The organism is Streptomyces sp. NPDC051051 (genome assembly GCF_040682975.1).
Lineage (GTDB): Bacteria > Actinomycetota > Actinomycetes > Streptomycetales > Streptomycetaceae > Streptomyces.
In genome coordinates this window covers 1-20,821 of sequence record NZ_JBFBCB010000037.1, presented here as the reverse complement: position 1 = coordinate 20,821, position 20,821 = coordinate 1, and the positions used below count along the sequence as shown (strand labels likewise).

The window sequence follows — 20,821 nt, the reverse complement described above, 5'->3', positions numbered from 1 at the left end:
AAAGGACCAGGGGAGCCCCGAGGACTCCCATGAACCCAACGGCCCCAACGGCCCCGAGGAGACTGCGTCGTGGCGGCCCTTGAATTCGTCGTGCTGCTCGGGTGCGCTCTGCTGGTGAGCGGCGCCCTCGCCCACCAGCTCAAGGTGGCCGCCCCCGTACTGCAACTGGCCGCCGGCGTCCTGCTCGGCTTCGTACCCGCGCTCCCCGAGATCGAACTGCCACCAGAGGTGCTGCTGCTCGTCTTCCTGCCGGTGCTCCTGTACTGGGAGAGCGTGACGACCTCACTGCGGGCGATCCGGCGCGACCTGCGCGGCATCGTCCTGACCGGCACCCTGCTGGTAGCCGTCACCGCCTGGGCCGTCGCGGCCCTCGCGCACGCGCTCGGCCTGCAGTGGGGCCCGGCCTGGGTCCTTGGCGCCGCCGTCGCACCGACCGACGCCACCGCCGTGGGCGTGGTCTCTCGGCTGCTGCCCCGGCGCAACGTCATGCTGCTGCGCGCCGAGTCCTTGATCAACGACGGTACGGCGCTGGTCGTCTACAGTCTGGCAGTCGGTGTCACCGTGGGATCCGAGCATCTCAGCGCGGCCCATGTGGGTGGCCTGGTGGCACTGTCCTACGGCGGCGGCATCGCGGCCGGCGTACTGGTCGCGTGGCTCGGCATCCGGCTCCGTCGCCTCGTACGCGAGCTCGGCGAGACGATGCTGGACAACCTCACGATCATCCTGATCCCGTTCAGTGCGTATCTGCTGGCCGAGCAGGTCGAGGCGTCGGGCGTGCTCGCGGTCGTGACGTGCGGGCTGATCATGAGCCAGGCCGGGCCGAGCCTGGGCAGGGCCGAGGCCCGCCGACAGACGATGGCCTTCTGGTCGCTGGCGATGTACCTGCTCAACGGCGCCCTGTTCGTCCTGGTCGGCCTTGAGGCACAGGCGGCAGTCCGAGGTCTGTCCGGTACCGCCCTGACCGAGGCGCTCCTGATGGTGGCTGCGGTCTCCTGTGCACTCGTCGTCGTACGGTTTCTGTTCCTGTTCGTCGCGGTGTACAGCATCAGAGCGCTGGACCGGCGCCCGCAGCAGCGAGAGCGCCGCATGGGCCACCGGGCCCGCGTGGTCAGCGCTCTGGCCGGATTCCGCGGGGCCGTCTCCCTGGCGCTCGCGCTGTCCGTGCCCTACACCCTCGACTCCGGCGGACCGTTCCCCGACCGCGGCACCATCGTCTTCGTCACCGCCGGCGTCGTCGTGACCACCCTCGTGGTACAGGCGCTGGTTCTGCCGTCCGTGGCACGCTGGGCCCAACTGCCCTACGACACGGACGCCGACCGCGAACGGGCTCTCGCCCGGACCACGGCGTCCGAGGCCGCACTCGACGCCCTCCCCACGGTGGCGGCTGACCTCGGTACCGACCCTGAGGTCACCGAGCGGCTACGCGCCGAGTACGAGACCCACCTGAACACACTCCGGGCCGCTGCAACCGCGGACGCCCCGGACGCCGACACGCTCGTACGACGCCACGAGCAGGACACCGCCCTGCGCCTGGCCCTCCTGGAACACAAACGCTCCGCCGTCATCGGCCTGCGCGACGACCGCCACATCGACGACACCGTTCTCCAGCAGGTGCAGGCCCAACTGGACGCGGAAGAGATACGCCTGGCCCCGACGGCGGATCCGGAGTGAGGGCACGCAACAGGTAACGGACGGGACAGAGGACAACAGCCAGTGGCCGCAGACAGCGAGCAGCACGATCGGCAGCCAGACCGGCAGGACCGACCGCAGGACCGGTCGACGGCCGGGCGCGCGCTGCCGGTGGGCAGCCTCGTCACCACGTTCGAGCTGTTCTTCGACCTCGTGTACGTCATCACGCTCACCCGCGTGACCGCCTTCATGGCCCACGAGCACAGCGGCGCCGGCCTGCTCCGGGGACTCCTCCTGCTGGCCCTGGTCTGGTTCTCCTGGTCGGCCTACGCATGGCTGGGCAACCAGGCCCGCGCCGACACGGGCGCCGTACGGCTCGGCATGAGCCTCGCCATGGCCGGCGTCTTCGTCTTCGCGTTGACCGTTCCCGAGACATGGCACGACGCCCCCGGCGGGCTGTACGGACCCGTGGTGCTGTCCTGCGCCTATCTGGTCGTGCGCTGCGTGCACCTCGTGCTCTACGGCTACCTCGCGCGGGGCGACATCGGCCTGCGGCGCCAGGTCAGGGTGTCCTGGCCGCCCGTACTCGGCGGCTGCGCCCTCCTGATCGTCGGTGCGCTGATCGGGGGCGGCTGGCAGACCGCGCTGTTCGCGGCGGCGCTCGTGGTGGACTGGGGCGGCGTCCACCTCACCTCACGGCGCGGCAGCTGGCGCATCCACAGCGCCGCCTACTTCACCGAACGCCACCAGCTTTTCGTGATCATCGCGCTCGGCGAATCACTCATCGCCATGGGCATGGGAGCCACGGACCATCCACTCAGCACACCGATGCTGGCAGCCGCCACCCTCGGTGTCGCCGCCGCCAGCGGACTGTGGTGGCTCTACTTCGACGTGGTGAGCCTGCTGGTGGAGCACCGCCTCGACGAGGCCCGCGGCCAGACCCGTCTCACGCTGGCCGTCAACGCCTTCGGATACGGCCACTTCCCCATCGTCGCGGGCATCGTGCTGACCGCACTCGGCGTCGAGGGAGTCGTCGCGTACGCCGACAGCGGCAAGGGGCTTGGCGGCTTCTACGCCAGCGCACTGTGCGGCGGGTCCGCCGTCTACCTCGCCGGGCTGCTGCTCTTCGGCCGTCTGTCCGTGGGAGTGTGGGGCCCGTTCCGGCTCGCCGCCGTGTGCCTGCTCCTCGCCTGGCTGCCGGCAGCGATGGTGCTGCCACCGCTGGCCGGGCTGGCGGGTATCGTCGTGGTGTTCGCGGCAGTCGCGGTCGCCGAGGCCAGGCGGTACGGGGAACTGCGCCGGAACGTGCGCCCGAACGCGTCGTGACCGCACTTGTCCCCGCTGGCGGAGCCGAATTGGTCTCCCCACAGCAATCGGCCTCAGCAACCCTCTTTCATCCCGGAGTGGCGGATGAACCGGGCTGGTCAGGAGCGGTGACGTGGCGAAGCCCCTCGTCGTCGGTGTGGTGATCTCACTCAACACGCCGACGACCGGGGGGCTTCGTTGGTTCCATATCCTTCCACGCTCGATGTCCCGTACGAGCCGGTCGAGCACGTCTCATGGCCCATCTACGCCCGAAGGTGTGAACACCGCACACGCCGACGCAAGTTGAGCTGTTTCCGTCAGGCACAACCCGCTCTCGCCCACCTGCGTAAGAACGAGACGCTCGCCCAGCTCGGCGCAGGGTTCGGCGTCTCCGAAGCGACGGCCTGGAGGTACGTGGACGAGACGGTCGACATCCTTGCCTCCTGGGCGCCCGGCCTGCGCGAGGCCCTGACAGGCCGGGGCGAGGACGACTTCGTGATCCTGGACGGCACTCTGATCCCCACCGACCGGGTCGCCGCGGACGAGCCGTACTACTCACAGAAACACAAGAAGCACGGCATGAACGTGCAGTTCATCGTCACAGCCGACGGCCCACCCCTGTGGTTCTCGAGTGCCCTGCCCGGACGCACCCACGACCTGACCGCCGCCCGTGCCACGGCGTGATCGAGAACTGCCGCACCCGGCAAATCCTCGTCCTGGCCGACCGTGCCTACCAGGGCGCCGGCGCCCGCACCCCCTACCACCACCACGAACTGCCCGACTGCTACCAGCAGTACAACCGGGGCCATGCCCGACTGCGCGCCCCCGGCGAACGGGCCTTCGCACAGGTGAAAACTTGGCGTCTACTTCGTCGAGCCCGTTGCTCGACCAACCGCATCGGACGCATCGTCTCCGCCGTCCACCCTCCTGATCTGCGCATACAGAGGATGAAAGAGGTTCAGTGGGTGTTTGGTCTCGATTCGCGACGGGCGCTTCGGCATGCTTTGCCGTATTCATAGCCAACCTGTACGGCCAGGAATGCCCGGAACCCCCCACCGGTTGGAAGCTTCCGCCTCATTGTCAAACCAGACGGAATTCAGCGCAGAGAAGCGAACCGAACGGGTGCACGGGTAGACGCCCGGAAGGCCGTGGAAGCGTACGTAAGGTGTGAATCCATCCGAAGGGTTTCGATCGCAGGAGCGATACAGGGCCACAATCCGCCGGGGGCTGATCTCCGGGGTGAGCCGGTTGCCGCGGTCTGCTCGGCGCTCGTTCGACGCTCCGGGTCTCCGCATGAAGAAAGACGAGCCGAGAAACTCGCTCTGACCAGGACCTTCTGGGATCCGTTCGGGCCGACATCTTTCCGATGGAGGATCGCGTGACGTGCCTGTCACTCAAAGACTCCGTGCCCGGCCAGAAGTCCCAGAAGAGTCCCAGAGGACTCCCGCGACTGGCGGACATCCTTTCGGTTCTACTCGGCGTAGGACAGCGCGGCGGGGCCGTGCGCTGGAGGCCGGCCCTGTTCCTCCGCGGCTCCACGTCCTCCGGATCCGGCGCCCCGCCGAGCGGCTCGCCCGACCGCCGGGCGAGCGCGCCGCGGACCTCGGGATCGTCCACGTACCGCGGACCTGTCCCTCGAACCCGTCCGGCCCATGGGTCCGCCCGCGCCGTGTCCCCCCGGAGCCCTGTGCTCCCAGGGGACGCGACGTTCACGCGTACCGCCGCGCCGCCGCGCCGGCCCGCCGGCCCGCCGGCCCGCCGGCCCGCCGGCCCGCCGGCCCGGCGGCCCGGCGCGGTCACGGAACGCCGGGTCGTCTTCCGGCCAGGGTGCCGACGTCCTTCCCCGTTCACCCGGCGGTCTCTGCCGCTCCGTAGCCTTCGGGACGCCGACCCGGGGAATGCACATTGATCCGGGGGTGACAGTAGTGTGCGGCGCACAGTATCGTGTGGGTTGTGTCCGTAGAAGAACTGACCCTGAGCCAGGCGCAGGAACTGCGCCGCGGGACGGTGGTGCTCGCCTGTCTGGCGCTGCTCCGGAAACCGCAGTACGGCTATGCGCTTCTGGAGACGCTCGACGACGCGGGGGTCACCGTCGACGGCAACACGCTCTATCCGCTGCTGCGGCGCCTGGAGAAACAGGGGCTGCTGATGAGCGAGTGGAACACCGACGAGTCCAGGCCGCGCAAGTTCTACCGCGTCAGTCCCGACGGGTCCCGTGTCCGGGAGGGCCTGGTGCGTGAATGGCGGGATCTCGTCGCTTCGATCTCACAACTGACCAAGGAGAACGAATGAGTACGGGGCTGCTCACCGAACGCTATGTCCACGAGGTCGTCCGGCGGCTTCCGGCGGACCAGCGTGACGACATGGCCCAGGAGCTCCGCGCCACCATCGCCGACACCATCGAGGGTCGGGGCGGCGACCTCCGGGCGGCCGAGCGGGAGGTGCTCAGCGAGCTGGGGGACCCGGTGCGGTACGCGGCCCGGTGCACCGAGCGGCCGCTGGCACTGATCGGCCCCGACCTGTACCCCGCCTACATACGGGTGCTGGGCACCCTGGTGGCCACCGTGCTGCCGGCGCTCTCCCTCGGCCTCGCGCTGCTGGAGGTGGCCGACGGCGGTGGCGTCGGTGCGGCCCTGCGTGTCGGCCTCGGCACGCTGATCGGCGTCGGCGCCCAGCTGGTCGCCGTGGTCACGGTGGTGTTCGCCGTGACCGAGCGGGTCCGCCACCGCCGCGGCACCACGGGCGACCGCTGGACGTTGGACGAACTGCCCGAGGCCCCGAAGCAGGACGGGGGCGGCGTCGCGGCGCTGGTCGCCGTGGCGTGGGACGTGCTGCTGTTCGCGCTGATCGTCTGGCAGCACACCGCCGAGCCGTACCGGATGGACGGCGGCGAGCACCTCGAGGTGCTGAACCCGGCCCTGTGGTCCGGCTGGATCTGGCCGGTACTCGCCGGTCTCGCCGGTCTCGCGGTGGTCGGGGTGGCACGGGTGGCCGGGCAGGGCTGGAACGTCCGGCTGGCCGGCTGGTACGCGCTCGCCCACGCGGTGTTCACGCTGCCGTTGGCCTGGGTGCTGTACCGGCAGGAACTCTTCAACCCCGACTTCCTCGCCGACGCCAAGACGCTCTGGGAATCCCAGGAGTCGGTCTACAGCGGTGCCGCGGCCATCGTGCTCGCCATCGGCGCCACCTCGGTGTTCAAGGCCTTCCGTACGGCGCTCCGCTGACCCCGCAACGACACGAAGGGGCTGCCCGGTCTCGACCGGGCAGCCCCTTCGTTTTGGCGTCAGACCGTGTTCAGCGAGTCCCTGATCCGGTTGCGGTCGACCTTGCCCGTCGACGTTCTCGGCAACGGCTCGGACACCATCTCGAACACGCTCGGCACGGCCGCCCGCACCGCCCGCTCCGCACAGTACTGACGCAGCGCCAGCACATTCACGGAGCCCGGCGCGGCGGGCCGCACGCGTGCGTGCAGACGGTGGCCGGCGACCGGGTCCGGGAGCGCGACGACGGCTGCCTCGGCGACCGCCGGGTGCTCCAGCAGGACGCTCTCGACGTGCTGGGTGCTGACCTGGGTGCCGCGCACCTTGACCATGTAGTCGGTCCGTCCGAGCACGCTCAGCGAGCCGTCCTCGTGCCGCTGCGCGACGTCGCCGCTGCGGTAGTACACCACCCCGGGTACACCGTCGGGGTGCGGCGCGAACTTCCCGGCGGCGGGCACATTGACGTAACCCACGCTCTGGAACGGTGTGCTGACAAGCAGTTCGCCCCGGCCGGAACCGGTCAGGGCGCGTCCGTCGTCCCCGGCGATCAGCCAGTGCACGCCGGGCAGCGGGCGGCCGATCGGCAGCGGCGCGGTGACCGGCGCGGTGCGGTCCACCTCGTGGAGGAAGCTGTTGTTCGTCTCGGTGCAGCCGTAGTTGTTGAACCAGCGGGCGTGCGGGAACGCCCGAGGCAGGCTTGCCAGCACCCGGGCCGGCATCGCCTCGCCCGCGAAGACCAGGTACTCCGGGGTGGTCAGCGGGCCGGCCTCGGCCGTGGCCCGGGCAAGCAGCTCGAACAGCAGGGGAACGCCCTGGACCAGCGTCACGCGGTGGCCCGTGACCAGGTCGTGCAGATAGCGCGCCGAGGTGCCCCGCTCCGGGTCGGCCAGCACCACGGTCCCGCCGCGCGCGAGGGTGCTCCACACGTCCAGCAGGCACAGGTCGAAATTGAGCGGCGCGTAGTTGAGGACCGTGGCACCCGGCCCGAGCGGGAAGGCGTCCGCCGCCCACGCGGTGAACCGGGCCACCGCCCCCTGCGAGAGCGGCACGATCTTCGGCAGGCCCGTGGAACCGGACGTGGTCAGCAGGAAGCCGGTGTCGTCGTCGGCGACCCCGGCGGGCGGACGCGTCTGCCCGGTGCCGCCGTCCGGTGCGACGGCGGACGGGGCAACCACGACGTCCACCAGCGGATCGTCGGCCAGACCGAGCACCACCGCGCATCCGGCCTGCGCGTACAGCTCCTTGAGCGGCAGGTCGGGCAGTTCGTGAGAAGGCAGCAGGAAGCTGCGGCCCGCCATCAGACAGCCCAGGACGAGGGCCACCGAATCCGGCGACTTCCGCACCCGCAGGCCCACCGGGCGGCCGGGGTGCGGCGCGGCGGCCTCCACCTGGGTGCGGGCCGCGCAGGCCATGGCGTACAGCTCGCCGTACCCGATCGTCCGGTCCTCCCAGACGAGCGCGGGGGCTGACGGCCGCTCGGCGGCCCGGGCGGCGAACGCCGCGGCGAGGGGCAGCGGGGCGGTCAAGAGAGCTCCTCCCCGGCCATCGCCCGGCCGGCCATCGCCCGGCCGGCCGTGGTCCGGATGGCGCGCACGGTGCGGAAGTTGCGTGCGACGAGCTCCTCGTCGGGCAGGTCGACGCCGTGCTCGTCCGTCAGCCAGGCCGCGATGTGCAGGACCGCGAGACTGTCGATCACCGCAGTGGTGAGGAGGTCGTACTCCGGGTCCAGATCGCCGGCGTCGACGCCGGGCAGGAAACGCTCGACGACGAAGCCGGCGATGTCCGCCTCGGAGGGAGCGGGCGGCACCACCGGCGTGCTGGGGGAATCGGCGGCCATGTTCGGTACGTCCTTTCACAGGTGTTGGCATGCTGGGCGCGTCGCCTCACACTTCGACGACCGTGCAGAACCAGTGCATCCCCGGGGACGCGACGCCCGTGAGGACCACCAGGTCCCCGAGGGCCAGTTCACCGGCCTCGATGTGCCGCCACAGGCAGACCAGTTGGTCGGCGGTGCCCATGTGGCCCAGGGAGCGGGCCAGTTCGGCGTTGGTGCGGGCGAGCGGGATGCCGACGGCGTCGGCCACCGCACGGAACGTCTGCTGGTTGTCGTTGATGTGGATCAGCCGGGCCACTTCGGACCGGTCCCGTCCCGCGCGGGACAGGGCCTCCTCGACGACGTCCGCGAGCCGCGCCGTGATCTCGTTCATGAACGCCTCGAAGTGCTTCGGGTCCCGGTCGAAGTGCCGGTAGACGGAGACCATCGGGCTGACGTCCTTCAGCCCGCGCCCCGGCGGCGGCAGCGGCGCGGCGGCCCCGCCGTACTCGATGCGGAACAGGTCCGCGTAGTCGGGGTTGGTGAACTGCGCCGAGGACAGCCGACGCAACCGCGGATGCCCACGGCGGACGACGGCCGCGACGGCCCCGTCGCTGGCGACGCAGCCGTTGAAGTCCATCCGGTTGCCGTGGGCTTCGCTCATCACGTTCGCCAGGACCACCAGCACCGTCTCGACGCCGGGGGAGAGGGCCATCGCGCCGGCGGCGTGGTCCAACGCGGGCGACCACGCCGCGCACGCCTGCGTGAACAGCACGGTGGGCGTGCCGTGCGCGCCCAGGGCCCGCGCCACGGCCGCCGAGGGGTCCCAGCCCAGGTAGTCCGGCACGTCGGAGTTGCCGACGACGATCAGGTCGACGTCCGCGACGGTGACGTCGGCGTTCTCCAGGGCTTCCCGCGCCGCCTCGGCGGCCAGGTCGACGGCGGTGACGCCGGGAGCGGCGCGGTGGTAGGTCTCGTAACCGAGGGCCGTGACCGCCTCGGGATCGGGTACGTAGTCGGCCGCCGTGGCCGACACGTCGCGCCGCTCACCGAAGGCCATGCCCACAGCGACGATGCCCAACTCCGATGACGTGCTCATGTGCGCCCCTTCCCTGCCTACCGGACGAATCAGCCCGTCCGGTCCTTCGACGATTGGATCAGAACGGCGTCGTCCTCGGCGGTCTCCGAGAGCTCGGCGTCGAGGGCGGGGAGCTCCTGGACCTCCTCCACCGGAGTGTCCAGCAGGACGAGGTTGCGTCGGCCCAGGTGCAGGACGAGCGCCAGAACCGCCATGGCGACGGCCAGGACCAGCACGGCCGACTCCACGCCCATCGCGTCGGCGAGGACACCGGCCACCAGCGGGCCGGTCCACTGAACGGCCTGGAAGCCGAACTGCCCCGTGGCGGCGACCCGCCCCAGATACGCGTCGGGGACCAGCCGGACCTCGTAGGACTCGGTGACGATGTTCATCGGGATCATGCTGGTCATGCCGATCATCAGCACCAGGCCGATCTGCCAGGGCTCCGGCGCGACCGCGACCGCGGCGAAGGAGGCCGTGAACAGCCAGGCGGACAGCAGCAGGACGCGGCGCGCGCCGATCTGCCGCATCAGCCATGGCCCCAGTACGGCGCCGATCACGCCGCCGGTGACCGCCATGGAGGTCACCACGCCGATCGTGTTCGGTCCGCCGCCCCGGTGCTGCACCGCGACCACGAACAGCAGCATGAAGCCCTGCGCCACCGCGTTGAGCACGGCGCCCCAGGCGAGCGTGAACACCAGGTAGTCGCTGCGCCGGATCATGCGCAGCCCGTCCTTGACGTCCGCGGCCAGACCCTGCCGCTGCTCCCCGTCGTCCTGCCGGTCCGGGCCGAGGGGCCGGCGGACCAGGAGCGAGCTGAGGGTGATGAACAGGAAGGAGACGGCGTCGAACAGGAACGGCACCCAGCGCGCCGTCGAGTACAGCAGGCCGCCCAGCGGGGCGCCGAGGAGCTGGGCCAGCATGTCGCGGCCCATGCCTTGCGCCGTGGCGTCGGCGATCCGCTCCTTGGGCACGATCCGGCGCAGCACCGGCGAGGTCACGCCGGACCGCAGGCCGGCCCCGAGTCCGCTCGCCAGCGCCAGCGCGTCGAGTCCGAGGACCGCCGGGTCGCCCTGGTACACCAGCCAGGCCACGGCCCCCATCGACAGCGCCTCGGCCAGCGCGGCCAGGCCCAGCAGAAGCCGTCGTGACACTCGGTCCGACAGGGCACCGCCGATCATCAGCGTGCCGAGCCGGCCCAGCATGTGCAGCACCGTGATGGTGCCCGCCTGTGCCGCCGACCCCGTCACGTGGAGCATGAGCAGGGGGAAGGCGAGCGTCGAGACGCTGTTGCCGAGCGCCGACAGGCCCTCGCCGGACCACCAGACGGCATAGTCGCGGTCCCGCCACAGCGACGGTGGCTTCCCGGTGTCCTCCGGACGTGACCGCACCATCGTCGTCCGTCTCCCGTCCGTTCGCGCGTCAACCGGTCCGGGCCGGTGCCGCGGATCCGACCAGCATGCTGGTCGAAGGGCCACCGGCCCGGCCAGGCAGCGCACCGGCAACTCCGGGGGAGGAAATGTTGCCGCCGGCGCCGCTGTCTCCGGCAGCCGTCAGATCCAGCCGCGTTTGGCCGCCTGGTACCCCGCCTCGAACCTGCTGGCCGCCCCCAGCCGTGCGCACAGTTCGGCGACGATCCTGCGCACGGTGCGCAGTGAGACGCCGAGACGCCGGCGGATCGCCTCGTCGTTGAGGCCGCGTGCCATCAGGCGCAGCAGTTCCTTCTCGCGCGCACTGAGCCCGTGATCGTCGAGCCCCGGCCCGCTGGAACCGAGCGGTACCGCGTTCTCCCAGGCTTGCTCGAACAAGGATCTCATCGCCTCGACGGCCCCCGGCACGCTGATCTGCACGACCCTGTGCCACGGGTCGCGCGGATCCGCGGGCAGCAGCGCCAGGGAGCGGTCGACGAGGAGCAGGTGCACGGGCAGCGACGGAACGGTACGCACCCCGCAGTTCGGCTCGTCCTCCCAGGCGGCGCGCAGGGCGAGGCGGGTGTCGCCGCGAATACTGTCCGTGGTGACCACACGGTTCGCCACACCTCGGGCCATGACCTTGCGGTGCAGCTCCTGCACGGGCTCCAGCCAGTTCGCCGAGGAAGGCCCGCCCGGCAGGAAGGCCAGCCACTCGGTGCCCGCCGAGCAGGACAGCTCGTGCAGCCGGTCGGTGACCGCCGCACGGCCGGCGATGCACTCGAAACCGGGCTCCAGGCCGCCCGGCCGGGCTTCGGCGTACCGGTCGACGAGGGCCCTGACGGCGGCCCGGTCCTCCTCGAACTCCCGCAGCCGGTCCTCGATTCCGGACATCTGACGCAGCAGCAGGGCCTTGAGGGCGAGGCGGGGATCCACCAGCTCGCCGAGGTCCTCGCCGGACGGCCGTAGCAGGCCCAATTGTGTCAGCCGCTCCAGCGCAGCGTGCACGTCCTCGACAGGAACGCCCAGGTGGGCGGCAATTTCGTCCGCCTTCCCGTACCGTCCCGCGAAGAGCTGCTTGTACACCGCATGAGTGAGTCGGTCCAGCCCTAGCCTCTGCAGCATGGAGTCACACCCCGTGTCCCCGTCATCCGGCGATGCCCAGTCTGCCGGTCATCTTTACACGCCGCGCACATGAGTGAGGGAGTATCTTCGGCGCCGATCGTACAAACAGGCGATCTTTTCTGTGGGGGATTGTGGTGCTCGATCGCTTGGTTCCCAGCGGCGTCGAACTGTGCGAGGTGTACGGCGACGCGGGACCCGAGGAGATGGCCTGTCTGTTTCCCTCCGAACAGGCCGTGGTACGGGGCCTGCCGGGGGAGCGGCAGCGCGAGTTCGCCATCGCGCGGGGCTGTGCGCACAGGGCACTGGCCAGGTTGGGCGTTCCACCGGAACCGCTTCTTCCGGATGTGTCGGGTGCCCCGCGATGGCCTCGTGCGGCGGTCGGCAGCCTGACCCACTGCCCCGGTTACCGGGCGGCGGTCGTGGCTCCGGCCGGTAAGTACGCCGCCCTCGGTATCGACGCCGAGCCTGCCGCGCCACTGCCCGCCGTCGTGGCCGCGCGACTCCTGGCGGACGCCGAACGGCGGTCGGCCAATGCCCTGAGCGCCGCCCTCGGGATGCCGGCCGACCGGCTGGCGTTCTGCGCCAAGGAGGCGTCCTACAAGGCGTTCTCGCCCTGGCTGGGGCGCCGGTGGGGTGTTCGTGACTTCGTGGTGCGCCTGGCCGCCGATGGCTTGTTCCGGGGTGTGGCGCCCGAGGTCCGGCACGGGTTCGAGGGGCGGTGGGCGGTGCGTTCCGGATATCTCGTGGCGGTCGTCTGCCTGACGTCCGCGGATTGGTCCGGACTGCTGTCGGCAGGTGTTTCGCCTGGTAGCGGTTGGCATTAAATGGCCATGTGACGCTTTCCTGTCAGAAGGGGAACTCCCTTTCGTCGTTTTGTTCGAGTAAGGTCCGGTCTTGGCCAAAACATGAGTATGTCGCAGTTGACTTTGTGGGGACCTGGTCAACCGCCCTGACCTGGCCCGCCGGGCGAAGCGGGGTGCAGTCCGCCGTCGTGCGCGATGTTCGTGGGACGGCTGCGGGAGGTCGCGCTAGTATGATTTCCAAGGGGGATTATGTCAATGGTGATTCGCGCCGAGTTCGTTCCCTTCGGGAGAATGGACGTACACCAGCTACGTGAATTTCTGTTGAACCAGCGACGGGTTTCGGGCTGGACGCAGGAAGAGCTCGCGGAGCGTTCCGGTGTGAGTGTCCGCACGATCCGGAACCTGGAGACCGGATCCAACACCAACCCCCGCCGGAGCTCGGTCGAACTGCTGCTCAATGCCCTCGGCGGCGCCACGGCGGCGCCCGACGGCCCGACGGTCTGGGGTTCCGGGGACTGGTCCCTCATACCCGCGCAGCGGTCCCGGCCCGAGCAGGACCGGGCGGAAAACGCGCCCTGGCACGGACCCCGGCCCCTGGGCGATCCCCTGGTGGGCCGCGAGACCGACATGCGGCACATCCTGGCCTCCGCGCGGCGCAGCAGACTGATCGTCCTCACCGGACCCGGCGGCGTGGGCAAGACCCGGCTCGCTCTCGCGGCTGCGTACCGGCTGCGCCCGCTCTTCCCGGACGGCGTCGCGGTCGCCGAACTGCGCGACTGCACGTCGGAACATCTCGAGCCGGTGCGCGCCCACGCCGAACTGGTCCGTCTCACCGAGGACCTGGCCGGCGGAACCGGGCGTCGGCTGCTCGTCCTGGACGGCGCAGAACGCGTCGTCCGGCAGACCGCCCGTCTGGCCCGCCGGCTCCTCGACGAACACCCCGGGCTGCATCTGATCGTCACCTCACGCCGGGCCCTGGCCGCGGGGGCGGCCGAGAGCTGGGAGGTCGAACCGCTGCGCGTGGACGGTCCCGGGGGCCGGGACGGGGGAGTGCCGAGCGCGGTGGAACTGTTACTGCGAAGGGTTCGCTCCAGCCTGCCGACGCTGGACCTCGCCCCGCACATGGCACAGGTCACCACGCTGTGCCGGCTGCTGGACGGCGTGCCGCTGGCCATCGAGATCGCCGCCCAGCGCCTGCGGTCTCTGCCGCTCGGCTCGCTACTGCGGGAGGAGACCCTGTTCCAGCTGCTCGACCAGGTCGACGCGGGTGCGCTGAGCGCCCACCGCACCCTCTCCGACAGCGTTCGCTGGAGCTACGACCTGCTGCCCGCGCCCCATCGGGACCTGCTGCACGACCTGGTCGAGCTCCCGGCCCCCTTCGCACTGGACGACGTCCTGGCCGGCCGTAGGGGCCCCACCGGGCCGGCGCCCCAGGTGGCCCACCGGCTGGCCGAACTCGTCGACACGTCACTGGTGCAGACGCTCCGTCAGGAGCAGTACCAGTACCGCGTCCACGCGCTGGTCCGGCACGTCGTGGCACGCGCGCGGCAGCAGTCCGTCGCCCCACACGGACAGGACGTCGACGAGTACCGCGCCCGCTCCGTGTCCGCGATCGGCGCGACGCACTCCGCCGTCTGACGTCCCGTCCGCCGAGCGTCCCGCCCCGTGTCCTCGGAGGTGGACGCCTGGCGGACCGCCGGGCCCGGCCTTCCGGGCGGGGGACGGGCGCCGCGCCGGTACAGCGGGCTTCGGCCGGCCGCTCCGCGCACACCGGCCGGAAGCCCCGCCCGGGTCCGGCCGGAACGGCTTTCGTCCGGCCGCTGTGGGTCATGCCGTACGGCAGGCCGACCGGAGCGCCCGGACCGAGAAGTGCTCCGGTCCGTCCAGGCACGCGAGCATCAGCTCCTCGACCGGACCCAGCAGGGCCTCGTCCGGTTCCGTGGGCTGCCCCAGGCGGGACAGCAGCCGCTGCAGCACCAGCACCAGCCAGGCGGTACCGGCCGGCGTGGTGCGCTCCTCCTCGAAGGAGTACAGCCAGGTGTACAGGCAGGAGGCCGCCGCGTGGTACAGGCAGTGCTCGGCGGCGGCGTCCTGTGCCTCGGCCGTGGTCGCGTCCAGGCTGCCCGCGGCGATCCGGGTGTAGAACCCGCCCCGCAGCAGGGACAGCTGGTCCAGCACCTTGGTGAGGGCACCCGCCTCGGCCGGCGGCAGCTCGCGCCCGGCGATCAGCCGTGCCCGCGCCACGGCAGGCTCCCAGCCGCGCGTGATCTCGTCCTCGGTGGCGTTGGTCAGCCGCAGCGCGCGCCCCGAGGGCTGCCAGACGGGAGCCTCCTGGGCGTCGTCGAACAGGTCCCGCAGCACGGTGTTCCCGTCGCGCGCCGGGCGGTCGGCGGCCTGCGCCACCGTGTGCAGCTGCGAGGCGATGCCGTGCAGGTTGACGTGTGTGGTGCCCTCGAAGATGCTCGCGATGGCGTGGTCGCGCTGGAGCTTCTGGAAGATGCCCGAGTCGACCTCCTCGCGCAGATAGCTCCGCGCGCCCAGCACCCGTGCGGTCTCCGCCACGACCTCTTCGCCGAGGGTCGGCACCAGGTACTTCACCACCGACGACCACAGGCTCAGCCGGGAAGGCGCCACCGACAGCGAGCGCGTCACCGGCAGCGCCGTGCACTCGGCGATCAGCAGGTCCAGGTGGGCGCGGACCAGATGCCGGCGGATCACGGGGATCCGGTAGATCTCCTCACCGTACAGCGCCCGCTCGCGGGCGTACCGCAGCGCGATCCGCACCACCGAGTCCATCGTGCCCACCGACAGCGCGCCGATCGCCGTCCGCGTGATCTGGAGCACCTGGAGGATCCCGGCCAGGCCTCCGCCCGGACGGCCGAGCAGACAGCCGCCCGGAATCCGTGTCCCGTCGAAGGAGATGCCGCTGAGGTCGTGGCCCCGCAGCCCGACGGTGCGGACGAAGGGATGGTTGTCCCAGCTTCCGTCTTCGAGCTGCGACTTGTCGAGCAGCAGCAGGGACGAGCCGGTGCCCTCGACGTTCGCGTAGACGGTCACGAAGCGGCCCCGGGTGGCATTGCCCACCGGCCACTTCTCTCCCGTGAGGAGGTATCCGTCACCGTCCGGCACCGCGACCGTCTCGTTGGTGCCCAGGTCGCTGCCGTGGTCGGGCTCGGACACCGCGAAGCAGGCCAGGTCACCGTTGTCGAGCAGGCCCCGTGCGACCCGCTCCCGCTGCTCCTCGTCGCCCCACAGCCACACGGAGTTGACGCCGAGCAGCGCCGAGCCGAACATCACCGACACGGTGAGGTTGCGCCGGGCCAGGACCCGGGTCAGCAGGAACAGCTGCTCCAGATTGCGCAGCCCGCCGCCGAACGCCTCCGGCACCAGGTACCGGGCGAAGCCCCAGGAGCGCAGGAGTTCCACGGCCTGCGGCGGCAGCGCGTCGTGCTCCTCGTACGCCACGATGTCCGCGAAGCTGAACGGGCCGCTCTCCGCGAGGGGATCGCCCAGGAACCGGTCCAGGTCCGCGGCGAGCGCGTGGGACGGCCGGTCCACGTCCTGTCCGGTCATGCCGTGGGGCCGCCGATGTCGTAACGGGCGAGGAGCAGCTCGACCTCGTCGTCGGTGGGCAGCGCGGCGCGGCCCGCCTCCACCTCGGTCACGACGAAGCCGACGACGTCGCCGACCCGCTCCAGTTTCATGGCCTCCTCGGGGGTCAGCGACCGCAGACCGTACAGGTCCTCCAGGTTGTAGCCGAGCTCGGCGAGGACCAGCGAGTGGAAGCCCAGGTCGCCGATCAGACGGTGGTCCGCGGTGACCTCGGGGAGCTTGCGCGGGGCGATCAGCCGGGTCATCCCGAGCACCACGGGGGCCACGGCTTCGGTGGCGCTTGCGGCAGGGGTGTGAGTCATGGTGGTGACGCTAGGGCGGGCCGGCGCCCCGCCCCAGGTAACGGCCCCGGCAAGCTTTCGGCAAATCCCGTCGCGGTGACCGACGTTGCTACCGCGTAAACTGCCGCCGTGCTGCCTGGCCGGGTGGTGGCGACGACGGTAAGGCTGTTCCGCATGAGCACTCTTGACCCCGTGGCGCCGGCCGAGCCCTGGATCGTCGGGCGGCACGCCGTCGGGCGGCCCCGCCTCCGGCTGTTCTGCCTGCCGCCCGCCGGAGGCAGCGCGGCGTCCTTCAACGTCTGGCGCCCCTGCCTGCCGCAGGGCGTCGAACTCGCCCCGGTGGAACTGCCGGGCCGCGGCTCACGCATCGGCGAACCGGTGCCGTACGCCCTGGAGCCGCTGGCCGACGCCCTCCTCGAGGCGGTGCACGGCGAACTGGACCTGCCCTACGTGCTGTTCGGGCACAGCTTCGGCGCCGTCGTCGCCTACGAGCTGACGCGGCGCATCGAGCGACGGGAGGACCTGCGGGCCCCGTCCGCCCTGGTGGTGTCGGCCCACCGAGCCCCGCACGTACCACTCGTACGGGAACGCCTCACCGGCAGCAGCGACCGGACGCTGGCCGCCTGGCTGCACCGGCACGGCGGACTGCCCGGAGAGCTGCTGGACCACCCCGAGTTCCTGAGCGACCTGCTGCGCGCGGTGCGGGCCGACCTGGAGATCGCCGAACGCTACCTCCTGCCCGAACCGGCCCCGGTGCGCACCCCGCTCGTCGTCCTGGCCGGCGCCGACGACGACGTCGCCGCCCCCGCCGTGGTCGAACCCTGGGACGGATACCACGAGGCGTCGCCCCGGATGCGCCTGGTACCCGGCGGGCACTCCTACCCGCGGACGCATCCGGAGGCGACGCTGACGGCCGTCACCGGGGAACTGCGCAGTCTCGGCCTACAGGGTCTCGGCGTGGAAGGTGACCGGCAGGGCTGACAGACCGCTGAGGAAGTTGGAGTAGACGTACTCCGGCTCCCCGGCGGGCTCCGCCTCGGCCACCAGGTCCCGCAGGCTCCCCAGCAGGGCCGACAGTTCTGCGCGGGCCAGGAACGCGCCCAGGCAGAAGTGGGGCCCGTACGCGAAGGACAGGTGCTTGTTGGGGGACCGGGACAGGTCGAAGACGTCCGGCTGGTCGAAGACCCGCTCGTCCCGGTTGGCCGAGGCCATCCAGACGGTGACGATGTCGCCCTCCTCGACGAACCGGTCGCCCAGCAGCACGTCCTGCGCGGCGGTGCGCCCGCTGTGCAGCGCCGGGGTGGTCCAGCGCAGCACCTCCTCCACGGCCGACGACGTGCTCACGGCGCCGGATTTCAGCGCCCGCCACTGGCCCGGCCGTTCCATCAGGGCGTGCAGGCCGCCCACCATGGCGAAGCGCGTCGTCTCATGACCGCCCATGATGATGCTGTAGCAGTTGAAGACGATCTCCTCGTGCGTCAGCGGACGCCCGTCGATCTCCCGGTTGACCAGCAGGCTGACCACGTCGTCGTAGGGCTTCTTGCGCCGCTCGGCGGCCAGCTCCGAGAAGTACAGCAGCAGGCCGTTGCGCGAGGACCAGGTGGCCTCCTCGTCGGGCACGCCGTCCGCGGACGACAGAGCCGAGGAGGTCAGGGAGATGATGTGTCCCCGGTCGGAGGCCGGCACGCCCAGCAGGTCACAGATCGCGGCCAGCGGGATGTGCGCGGCGACGTCGGCGGCGAAGTCCGCCGTGCCCCGCTCGACCGCCTCCGCGACCAGTCGGCGGGTGCCGCGCCGCACGCTGTCCACCACCACCTCCAGCGACCGCGGGGAGAACGGCTTGAGCAGCGCGCTGCGCAGCGCCTGGTGCGGGCGGCTGTCGGTGACGGCGAGCATCTTGCCGGCCGCGGAGTCGCCGCCCGCCAGCAGCGTGTCCAGCACGTTGCCCCGCTCGGAGGTGAACGTCTCGCTGTCGCCCAGCACGGCGGCGACGTCCGCGTAGCCGCTCACCACCCAGAAGCCCGGGCCGTGCCTGCCCTCCGGCTGCCAGTGCACCGGGTCCTCGGCGCGCAGCCGGCGCCACAGCGGGCCCAGGTCGTGGCGGGCGTGCAGCAGCGGGTCGGCGAGGTCCACCTCGTCGAGCACCACCGGGTCGGGCACGGGACGGGTCTTCATGGTCATCTTCCTGGATTCCTCGGCTTCCTCGGGCTCGGTCGGACGGCTTCCCGGCGGCACCGGGTCAGCGCAGGGGCTCGGTCGGTCCGGGGAAGAACGCCGTGGTCGCCCCGGCGGTCTCCGCCCCGTCCACAGTGAACTGCTGGCCCGACACGAAGGACGCCCCGGGCGAGGCGAGGAAGTGGAAGACCTCCGCGATCTCCTCGGGCAGCGCGTGCCGACGGGCCGGGATGCGCGCGTTGACCTCGTCGAGCATGGCGTCGGTGTACTCGGCGCGCTGCATCGGCGTCAGCACCGCGCCCGGCGCCACGCACGCCGTGCGGATCAGCGGGGCCAGCTCGACCGCGAAGGTCTGGCACAGCGACGCCACGCCGGCCTTGCTGGCGTTGTAGTCGGCGTACAGCGGGTAGCCGCGGGAGCCGTTGACGGACGCCGTCGCCAGCAGCACCCCCTCGCCCTGGCGCAACATGTGCGGCACCGCGTGCCGCCACAGCGCGAGGACGCCCATGAGGTTGATGTCGAGGGTGCGGCGGGCGTCGGCCTCGGTGATCTCCAGGATGCCGTGCCGGACGCTGATGCCGGCGTTGGCGACGACGACGTCCAGCCGCCCCCGCTCGGCGGCCACCTGGTCGACGGCGTCCCGGACGGCGTCCCAGTCGGCGACGTCCACCTCGACCCGGTGGACCTCGCCGCCGCCCTCCCGGGGCCCGTCCGGGCGGTCGGCCGCGGGGGGCTGCACATCCAGGTTGACGACGTGGTCGCCGGCCCGGGCGAAGCGTTCGGCGGTGGCCTGCCCGATGCCACTGGAGGCGCCGGACACGATGATGGTGCGCATGACGATGCTGCCTTTCGCGTACGGGGGAGCCGACCGGGTCAGACGATGACGCGCGGGTGGTCGAGGGCGTAACCGCTCAGGTTGCGGCGCAGGTTGCGGCTGACGGTGAGCTTCTTCAGCCAGCGGTCGTTGCCGTCGTAGCGGGCGGTGAAGGGCCTGCGGCCGTGCACCGCACGGTAGTTGTCGACGATCAGCAGCGAGCCCGGGGCGACCGCGACATCCTGCTGGACACGGCTCAGTTCGGCCATCAGGCGGTCCAGCGCGGCCTCGGCCTCCGTGTCGCCGGGCAGCGTGTCCATGAACGGGCGGTCGATGCGCAGGTAGGGGCTCAGCCGGTCGCCGGACAGCACGGCCGTCGGCGCCGGGTCCGAGGCCATCGCGCGCAGCCGGGGGAGCGCCGGGTGGCCGGGCGCGTAGGTCTCCAGCTGCCGGATGTGCTCGGTGTCGGGGCGGATGAGGAACCGCTCCTCGGCGAGCACCGCCCGGTCGGCTTCGTCGAGCCGGACATCGCGCACGGAGGCGACGATGGTCGGCACCGCGTCGGGGTTGCGCAGCCCCATCAGCAGCAGGTAGTCGCAGCGGTTGGGGTGGAAGCCGTCCTCGGTGTGGAACTCCAGCAGCGTCCCGCTGCCGTGCCCGCTCTGCCGGTCCTCGTCACCGCGGATCGGCAGGACGTTCTGGATGATCCGCCCTTCCTGGAGGGTCGCCCAGCCGAACGGGTCGCCGAGCACCAGGCCGCACAGCGCCAGCCACACCTCCTGGTCGCGGGCCGTGCGTCCGTGGATCGCCTCGCGCCAGTGACCGGGCGTGGAACCGAGCGTGTCGCCGTCCACCGGGAAGCCGTGCACCATGCAGGCGGCGTTGCGCTCGCTGCGCCGGTACGACAGCAGGAACGTGCGCAGCCCCGCCGGCAGCAGCTCCTCGGCGGTGAGCGCGCGGTCGTAGAACTCGGGCAGGGTCGGCGAGCCGTACGCCTCGCCGAGCTTCTCGGCGGCGGTGCGCAGCTCGGCGACCTCGTCGGCGTCCAGGACGTACTCGACGGGGGTGTCCGGGCCGGCCGGGGTGACCGCGCTGCGGGCGGCGTCCCGGAGAGACGCGTCGACGGTCGGGTTCGTGATTGTCATTGCGGTGTCCTCACCGGGTTCGTGACCGCTCGGGTCGTCCGTCGTTCGGTCCTGTGCGGTCCGCGCCGCCTGGTGGCGGCCGGATCGCGCGGTGGAGCGCACCGGACCGGCCGAGCAGGGTCCCGGCCGTGTCGTGGTCCAGTGGTCGTGCGGTGGTGCTTTTCGGGTGGTGCCGTTGGGATGGCGCTGATCGGGCGGAGTCGGGCGTGGGCCCTACTGCCAGTCCTGTGCGAACCTGTCCAGCTCCGCCTGGTCCAGCGTGATCAGCGGTTCCTCGTCGCCGGCCGCCTCGGTAAGTACGCGCCCAGCCAGAACTACTCGATCCCCGTGAGCACTTCGGGGTTCAGCGGTCGCCACGTCGTCTACACGATC

17 protein-coding genes and 2 pseudogenes are annotated in these 20,821 nt (G+C 71.4%); 9 read left to right on the top strand and 10 right to left on the bottom strand.

Features of this window, described 5'->3' with window-relative positions; translation table 11 throughout:
* Positions 1-69 precede the first annotated feature (69 nt).
* The 5 genes and pseudogenes from AB0N31_RS25460 (at position 70) to AB0N31_RS25440 (ending at position 6,158) form a co-directional block, all read left to right on the top strand.
* Entirely contained in the window at positions 70-1,671 is a 1,602-nt protein-coding gene (locus tag AB0N31_RS25460; RefSeq protein ID WP_366060734.1) for a Na+/H+ antiporter, read from the top strand.
* Between the two features lie 42 nt (positions 1,672-1,713).
* A complete protein-coding gene (locus tag AB0N31_RS25455) occupies positions 1,714-2,955 on the top strand; it encodes a low temperature requirement protein A (RefSeq protein WP_366060733.1) in 1,242 nt (413 codons plus the stop codon).
* A gap of 136 nt (positions 2,956-3,091) precedes the next feature.
* A pseudogene (locus AB0N31_RS25450) lies at positions 3,092-3,885 on the top strand (transposase family protein).
* 1,002 nt (positions 3,886-4,887) lie between these two features.
* On the top strand, positions 4,888-5,226 hold the full coding sequence (locus tag AB0N31_RS25445; protein ID WP_366060732.1) for a PadR family transcriptional regulator: 339 nt from the start codon (positions 4,888-4,890) through the stop codon (positions 5,224-5,226).
* Entirely contained in the window at positions 5,223-6,158 is a 936-nt protein-coding gene (locus AB0N31_RS25440; RefSeq protein WP_366060731.1) for a hypothetical protein, read from the top strand. Before AB0N31_RS25445 ends, AB0N31_RS25440 begins: the two co-directional genes overlap by 4 nt.
* 59 nt (positions 6,159-6,217) lie before the next feature.
* Here AB0N31_RS25440 and AB0N31_RS25435 read toward each other — a convergent pair whose 3' ends face one another.
* The 5 genes from AB0N31_RS25435 to AB0N31_RS25415 all read right to left on the bottom strand — a co-directional run bounded on the left by AB0N31_RS25435 (position 6,218) and on the right by AB0N31_RS25415 (position 11,619).
* Positions 6,218-7,720 carry an AMP-binding protein gene (locus tag AB0N31_RS25435; RefSeq protein WP_366060730.1) on the bottom strand — a complete coding sequence of 501 codons (1,503 nt, stop codon included), beginning with the start codon at positions 7,718-7,720 and terminating at the stop codon, positions 6,218-6,220.
* The gene (locus AB0N31_RS25430; RefSeq protein WP_366060729.1) at positions 7,717-8,031 is read right to left on the bottom strand and encodes an acyl carrier protein; all 315 of its coding nucleotides are present in this window, start codon (positions 8,029-8,031) and stop codon (positions 7,717-7,719) included. The genes AB0N31_RS25435 and AB0N31_RS25430 overlap by 4 nt, the downstream gene beginning before the upstream one ends.
* A 46-nt stretch (positions 8,032-8,077) precedes the next feature.
* Positions 8,078-9,106, bottom strand: coding sequence for a 3-oxoacyl-[acyl-carrier-protein] synthase III C-terminal domain-containing protein (locus AB0N31_RS25425; RefSeq protein ID WP_366060728.1), 1,029 nt, complete (start codon positions 9,104-9,106; stop codon positions 8,078-8,080).
* A 29-nt stretch (positions 9,107-9,135) separates the two neighbouring features.
* The gene (locus AB0N31_RS25420; protein ID WP_366060727.1) at positions 9,136-10,479 is read right to left on the bottom strand and encodes an MFS transporter; all 1,344 of its coding nucleotides are present in this window, start codon (positions 10,477-10,479) and stop codon (positions 9,136-9,138) included.
* Positions 10,480-10,638: 159 nt separating this feature from the next.
* Positions 10,639-11,619: a helix-turn-helix transcriptional regulator gene (locus AB0N31_RS25415; RefSeq protein WP_366060726.1), complete on the bottom strand. Its 981-nt coding sequence runs from the start codon at positions 11,617-11,619 to the stop codon at positions 10,639-10,641.
* 131 nt (positions 11,620-11,750) lie between these two features.
* Between AB0N31_RS25415 and AB0N31_RS25410 the strand changes: the two genes are divergently transcribed.
* Positions 11,751-12,443 carry a 4'-phosphopantetheinyl transferase superfamily protein gene (locus tag AB0N31_RS25410; RefSeq protein ID WP_366060725.1) on the top strand — a complete coding sequence of 231 codons (693 nt, stop codon included), beginning with the start codon at positions 11,751-11,753 and terminating at the stop codon, positions 12,441-12,443.
* Positions 12,444-12,671: 228 nt separating this feature from the next.
* Positions 12,672-14,060 carry a helix-turn-helix domain-containing protein gene (locus AB0N31_RS25405; RefSeq protein WP_366060724.1) on the top strand — a complete coding sequence of 463 codons (1,389 nt, stop codon included), beginning with the start codon at positions 12,672-12,674 and terminating at the stop codon, positions 14,058-14,060.
* Between the two features lie 189 nt (positions 14,061-14,249).
* Here AB0N31_RS25405 and AB0N31_RS25400 read toward each other — a convergent pair whose 3' ends face one another.
* Positions 14,250-15,995, bottom strand: coding sequence for an acyl-CoA dehydrogenase family protein (locus tag AB0N31_RS25400; RefSeq protein WP_366060723.1), 1,746 nt, complete (start codon positions 15,993-15,995; stop codon positions 14,250-14,252).
* The gene (locus AB0N31_RS25395) at positions 15,992-16,336 is read right to left on the bottom strand and encodes an acyl carrier protein (RefSeq protein WP_366060722.1); all 345 of its coding nucleotides are present in this window, start codon (positions 16,334-16,336) and stop codon (positions 15,992-15,994) included. Before AB0N31_RS25395 ends, AB0N31_RS25400 begins: the two co-directional genes overlap by 4 nt.
* Positions 16,337-16,489: 153 nt before the next feature.
* Here AB0N31_RS25395 and AB0N31_RS25390 point away from each other — a divergent pair, with 153 nt between their 5' ends.
* Complete coding sequence (locus AB0N31_RS25390) at positions 16,490-17,296, top strand: alpha/beta fold hydrolase (RefSeq protein ID WP_366060721.1); 807 nt, start codon at positions 16,490-16,492, stop codon at positions 17,294-17,296.
* On the opposite strand, the gene AB0N31_RS25385 is transcribed toward AB0N31_RS25390, so the two are convergent.
* Genes AB0N31_RS25385 through gntD form a run of 3 tightly spaced genes read right to left on the bottom strand, consistent with a single transcriptional unit; the run spans position 17,258 to position 20,449 of the window.
* Complete coding sequence (locus AB0N31_RS25385) at positions 17,258-18,496, bottom strand: cytochrome P450 (RefSeq protein ID WP_366060720.1); 1,239 nt, start codon at positions 18,494-18,496, stop codon at positions 17,258-17,260. The two genes, AB0N31_RS25390 and AB0N31_RS25385, sit on opposite strands and share 39 nt — an antisense overlap.
* 58 nt (positions 18,497-18,554) lie before the next feature.
* A complete protein-coding gene (locus AB0N31_RS25380; protein ID WP_366060719.1) occupies positions 18,555-19,325 on the bottom strand; it encodes an SDR family oxidoreductase in 771 nt (256 codons plus the stop codon).
* Between the two features lie 38 nt (positions 19,326-19,363).
* Positions 19,364-20,449: a guanitoxin biosynthesis L-enduracididine beta-hydroxylase GntD gene (gntD, locus tag AB0N31_RS25375; protein ID WP_366060718.1), complete on the bottom strand. Its 1,086-nt coding sequence runs from the start codon at positions 20,447-20,449 to the stop codon at positions 19,364-19,366.
* Positions 20,450-20,734: 285 nt separating this feature from the next.
* Between gntD and AB0N31_RS25370 the strand changes: the two are divergent.
* Positions 20,735-20,821: pseudogene (locus tag AB0N31_RS25370) on the top strand (cellulose-binding protein); the annotation flags it as partial.

Bases quoted from the DNA above. Each gene is read 5' to 3' on its own strand.
- AB0N31_RS25425 (WP_366060728.1), bottom strand. From the start codon at position 9,106: ATGAGCACGTCATCGGAGTTGGGCATCGTCGCTGTGGGCATGGCCTTC.
- AB0N31_RS25395 (WP_366060722.1), bottom strand. From the start codon at position 16,336: ATGACTCACACCCCTGCCGCAAGCGCCACCGAAGCCGTGGCCCCCGTG.
- AB0N31_RS25380 (WP_366060719.1), bottom strand. From the start codon at position 19,325: ATGCGCACCATCATCGTGTCCGGCGCCTCCAGTGGCATCGGGCAGGCC.
- AB0N31_RS25430 (WP_366060729.1), bottom strand. From the start codon at position 8,031: ATGGCCGCCGATTCCCCCAGCACGCCGGTGGTGCCGCCCGCTCCCTCC.
- AB0N31_RS25415 (WP_366060726.1), bottom strand. From the start codon at position 11,619: ATGCTGCAGAGGCTAGGGCTGGACCGACTCACTCATGCGGTGTACAAG.
- AB0N31_RS25400 (WP_366060723.1), bottom strand. From the start codon at position 15,995: ATGACCGGACAGGACGTGGACCGGCCGTCCCACGCGCTCGCCGCGGAC.
- gntD (WP_366060718.1), bottom strand. From the start codon at position 20,449: ATGACAATCACGAACCCGACCGTCGACGCGTCTCTCCGGGACGCCGCC.
- AB0N31_RS25440 (WP_366060731.1), top strand. From the start codon at position 5,223: ATGAGTACGGGGCTGCTCACCGAACGCTATGTCCACGAGGTCGTCCGG.
- AB0N31_RS25385 (WP_366060720.1), bottom strand. From the start codon at position 18,496: ATGACCATGAAGACCCGTCCCGTGCCCGACCCGGTGGTGCTCGACGAG.
- AB0N31_RS25420 (WP_366060727.1), bottom strand. From the start codon at position 10,479: ATGGTGCGGTCACGTCCGGAGGACACCGGGAAGCCACCGTCGCTGTGG.
- AB0N31_RS25390 (WP_366060721.1), top strand. From the start codon at position 16,490: ATGAGCACTCTTGACCCCGTGGCGCCGGCCGAGCCCTGGATCGTCGGG.
- AB0N31_RS25405 (WP_366060724.1), top strand. From the start codon at position 12,672: ATGTCAATGGTGATTCGCGCCGAGTTCGTTCCCTTCGGGAGAATGGAC.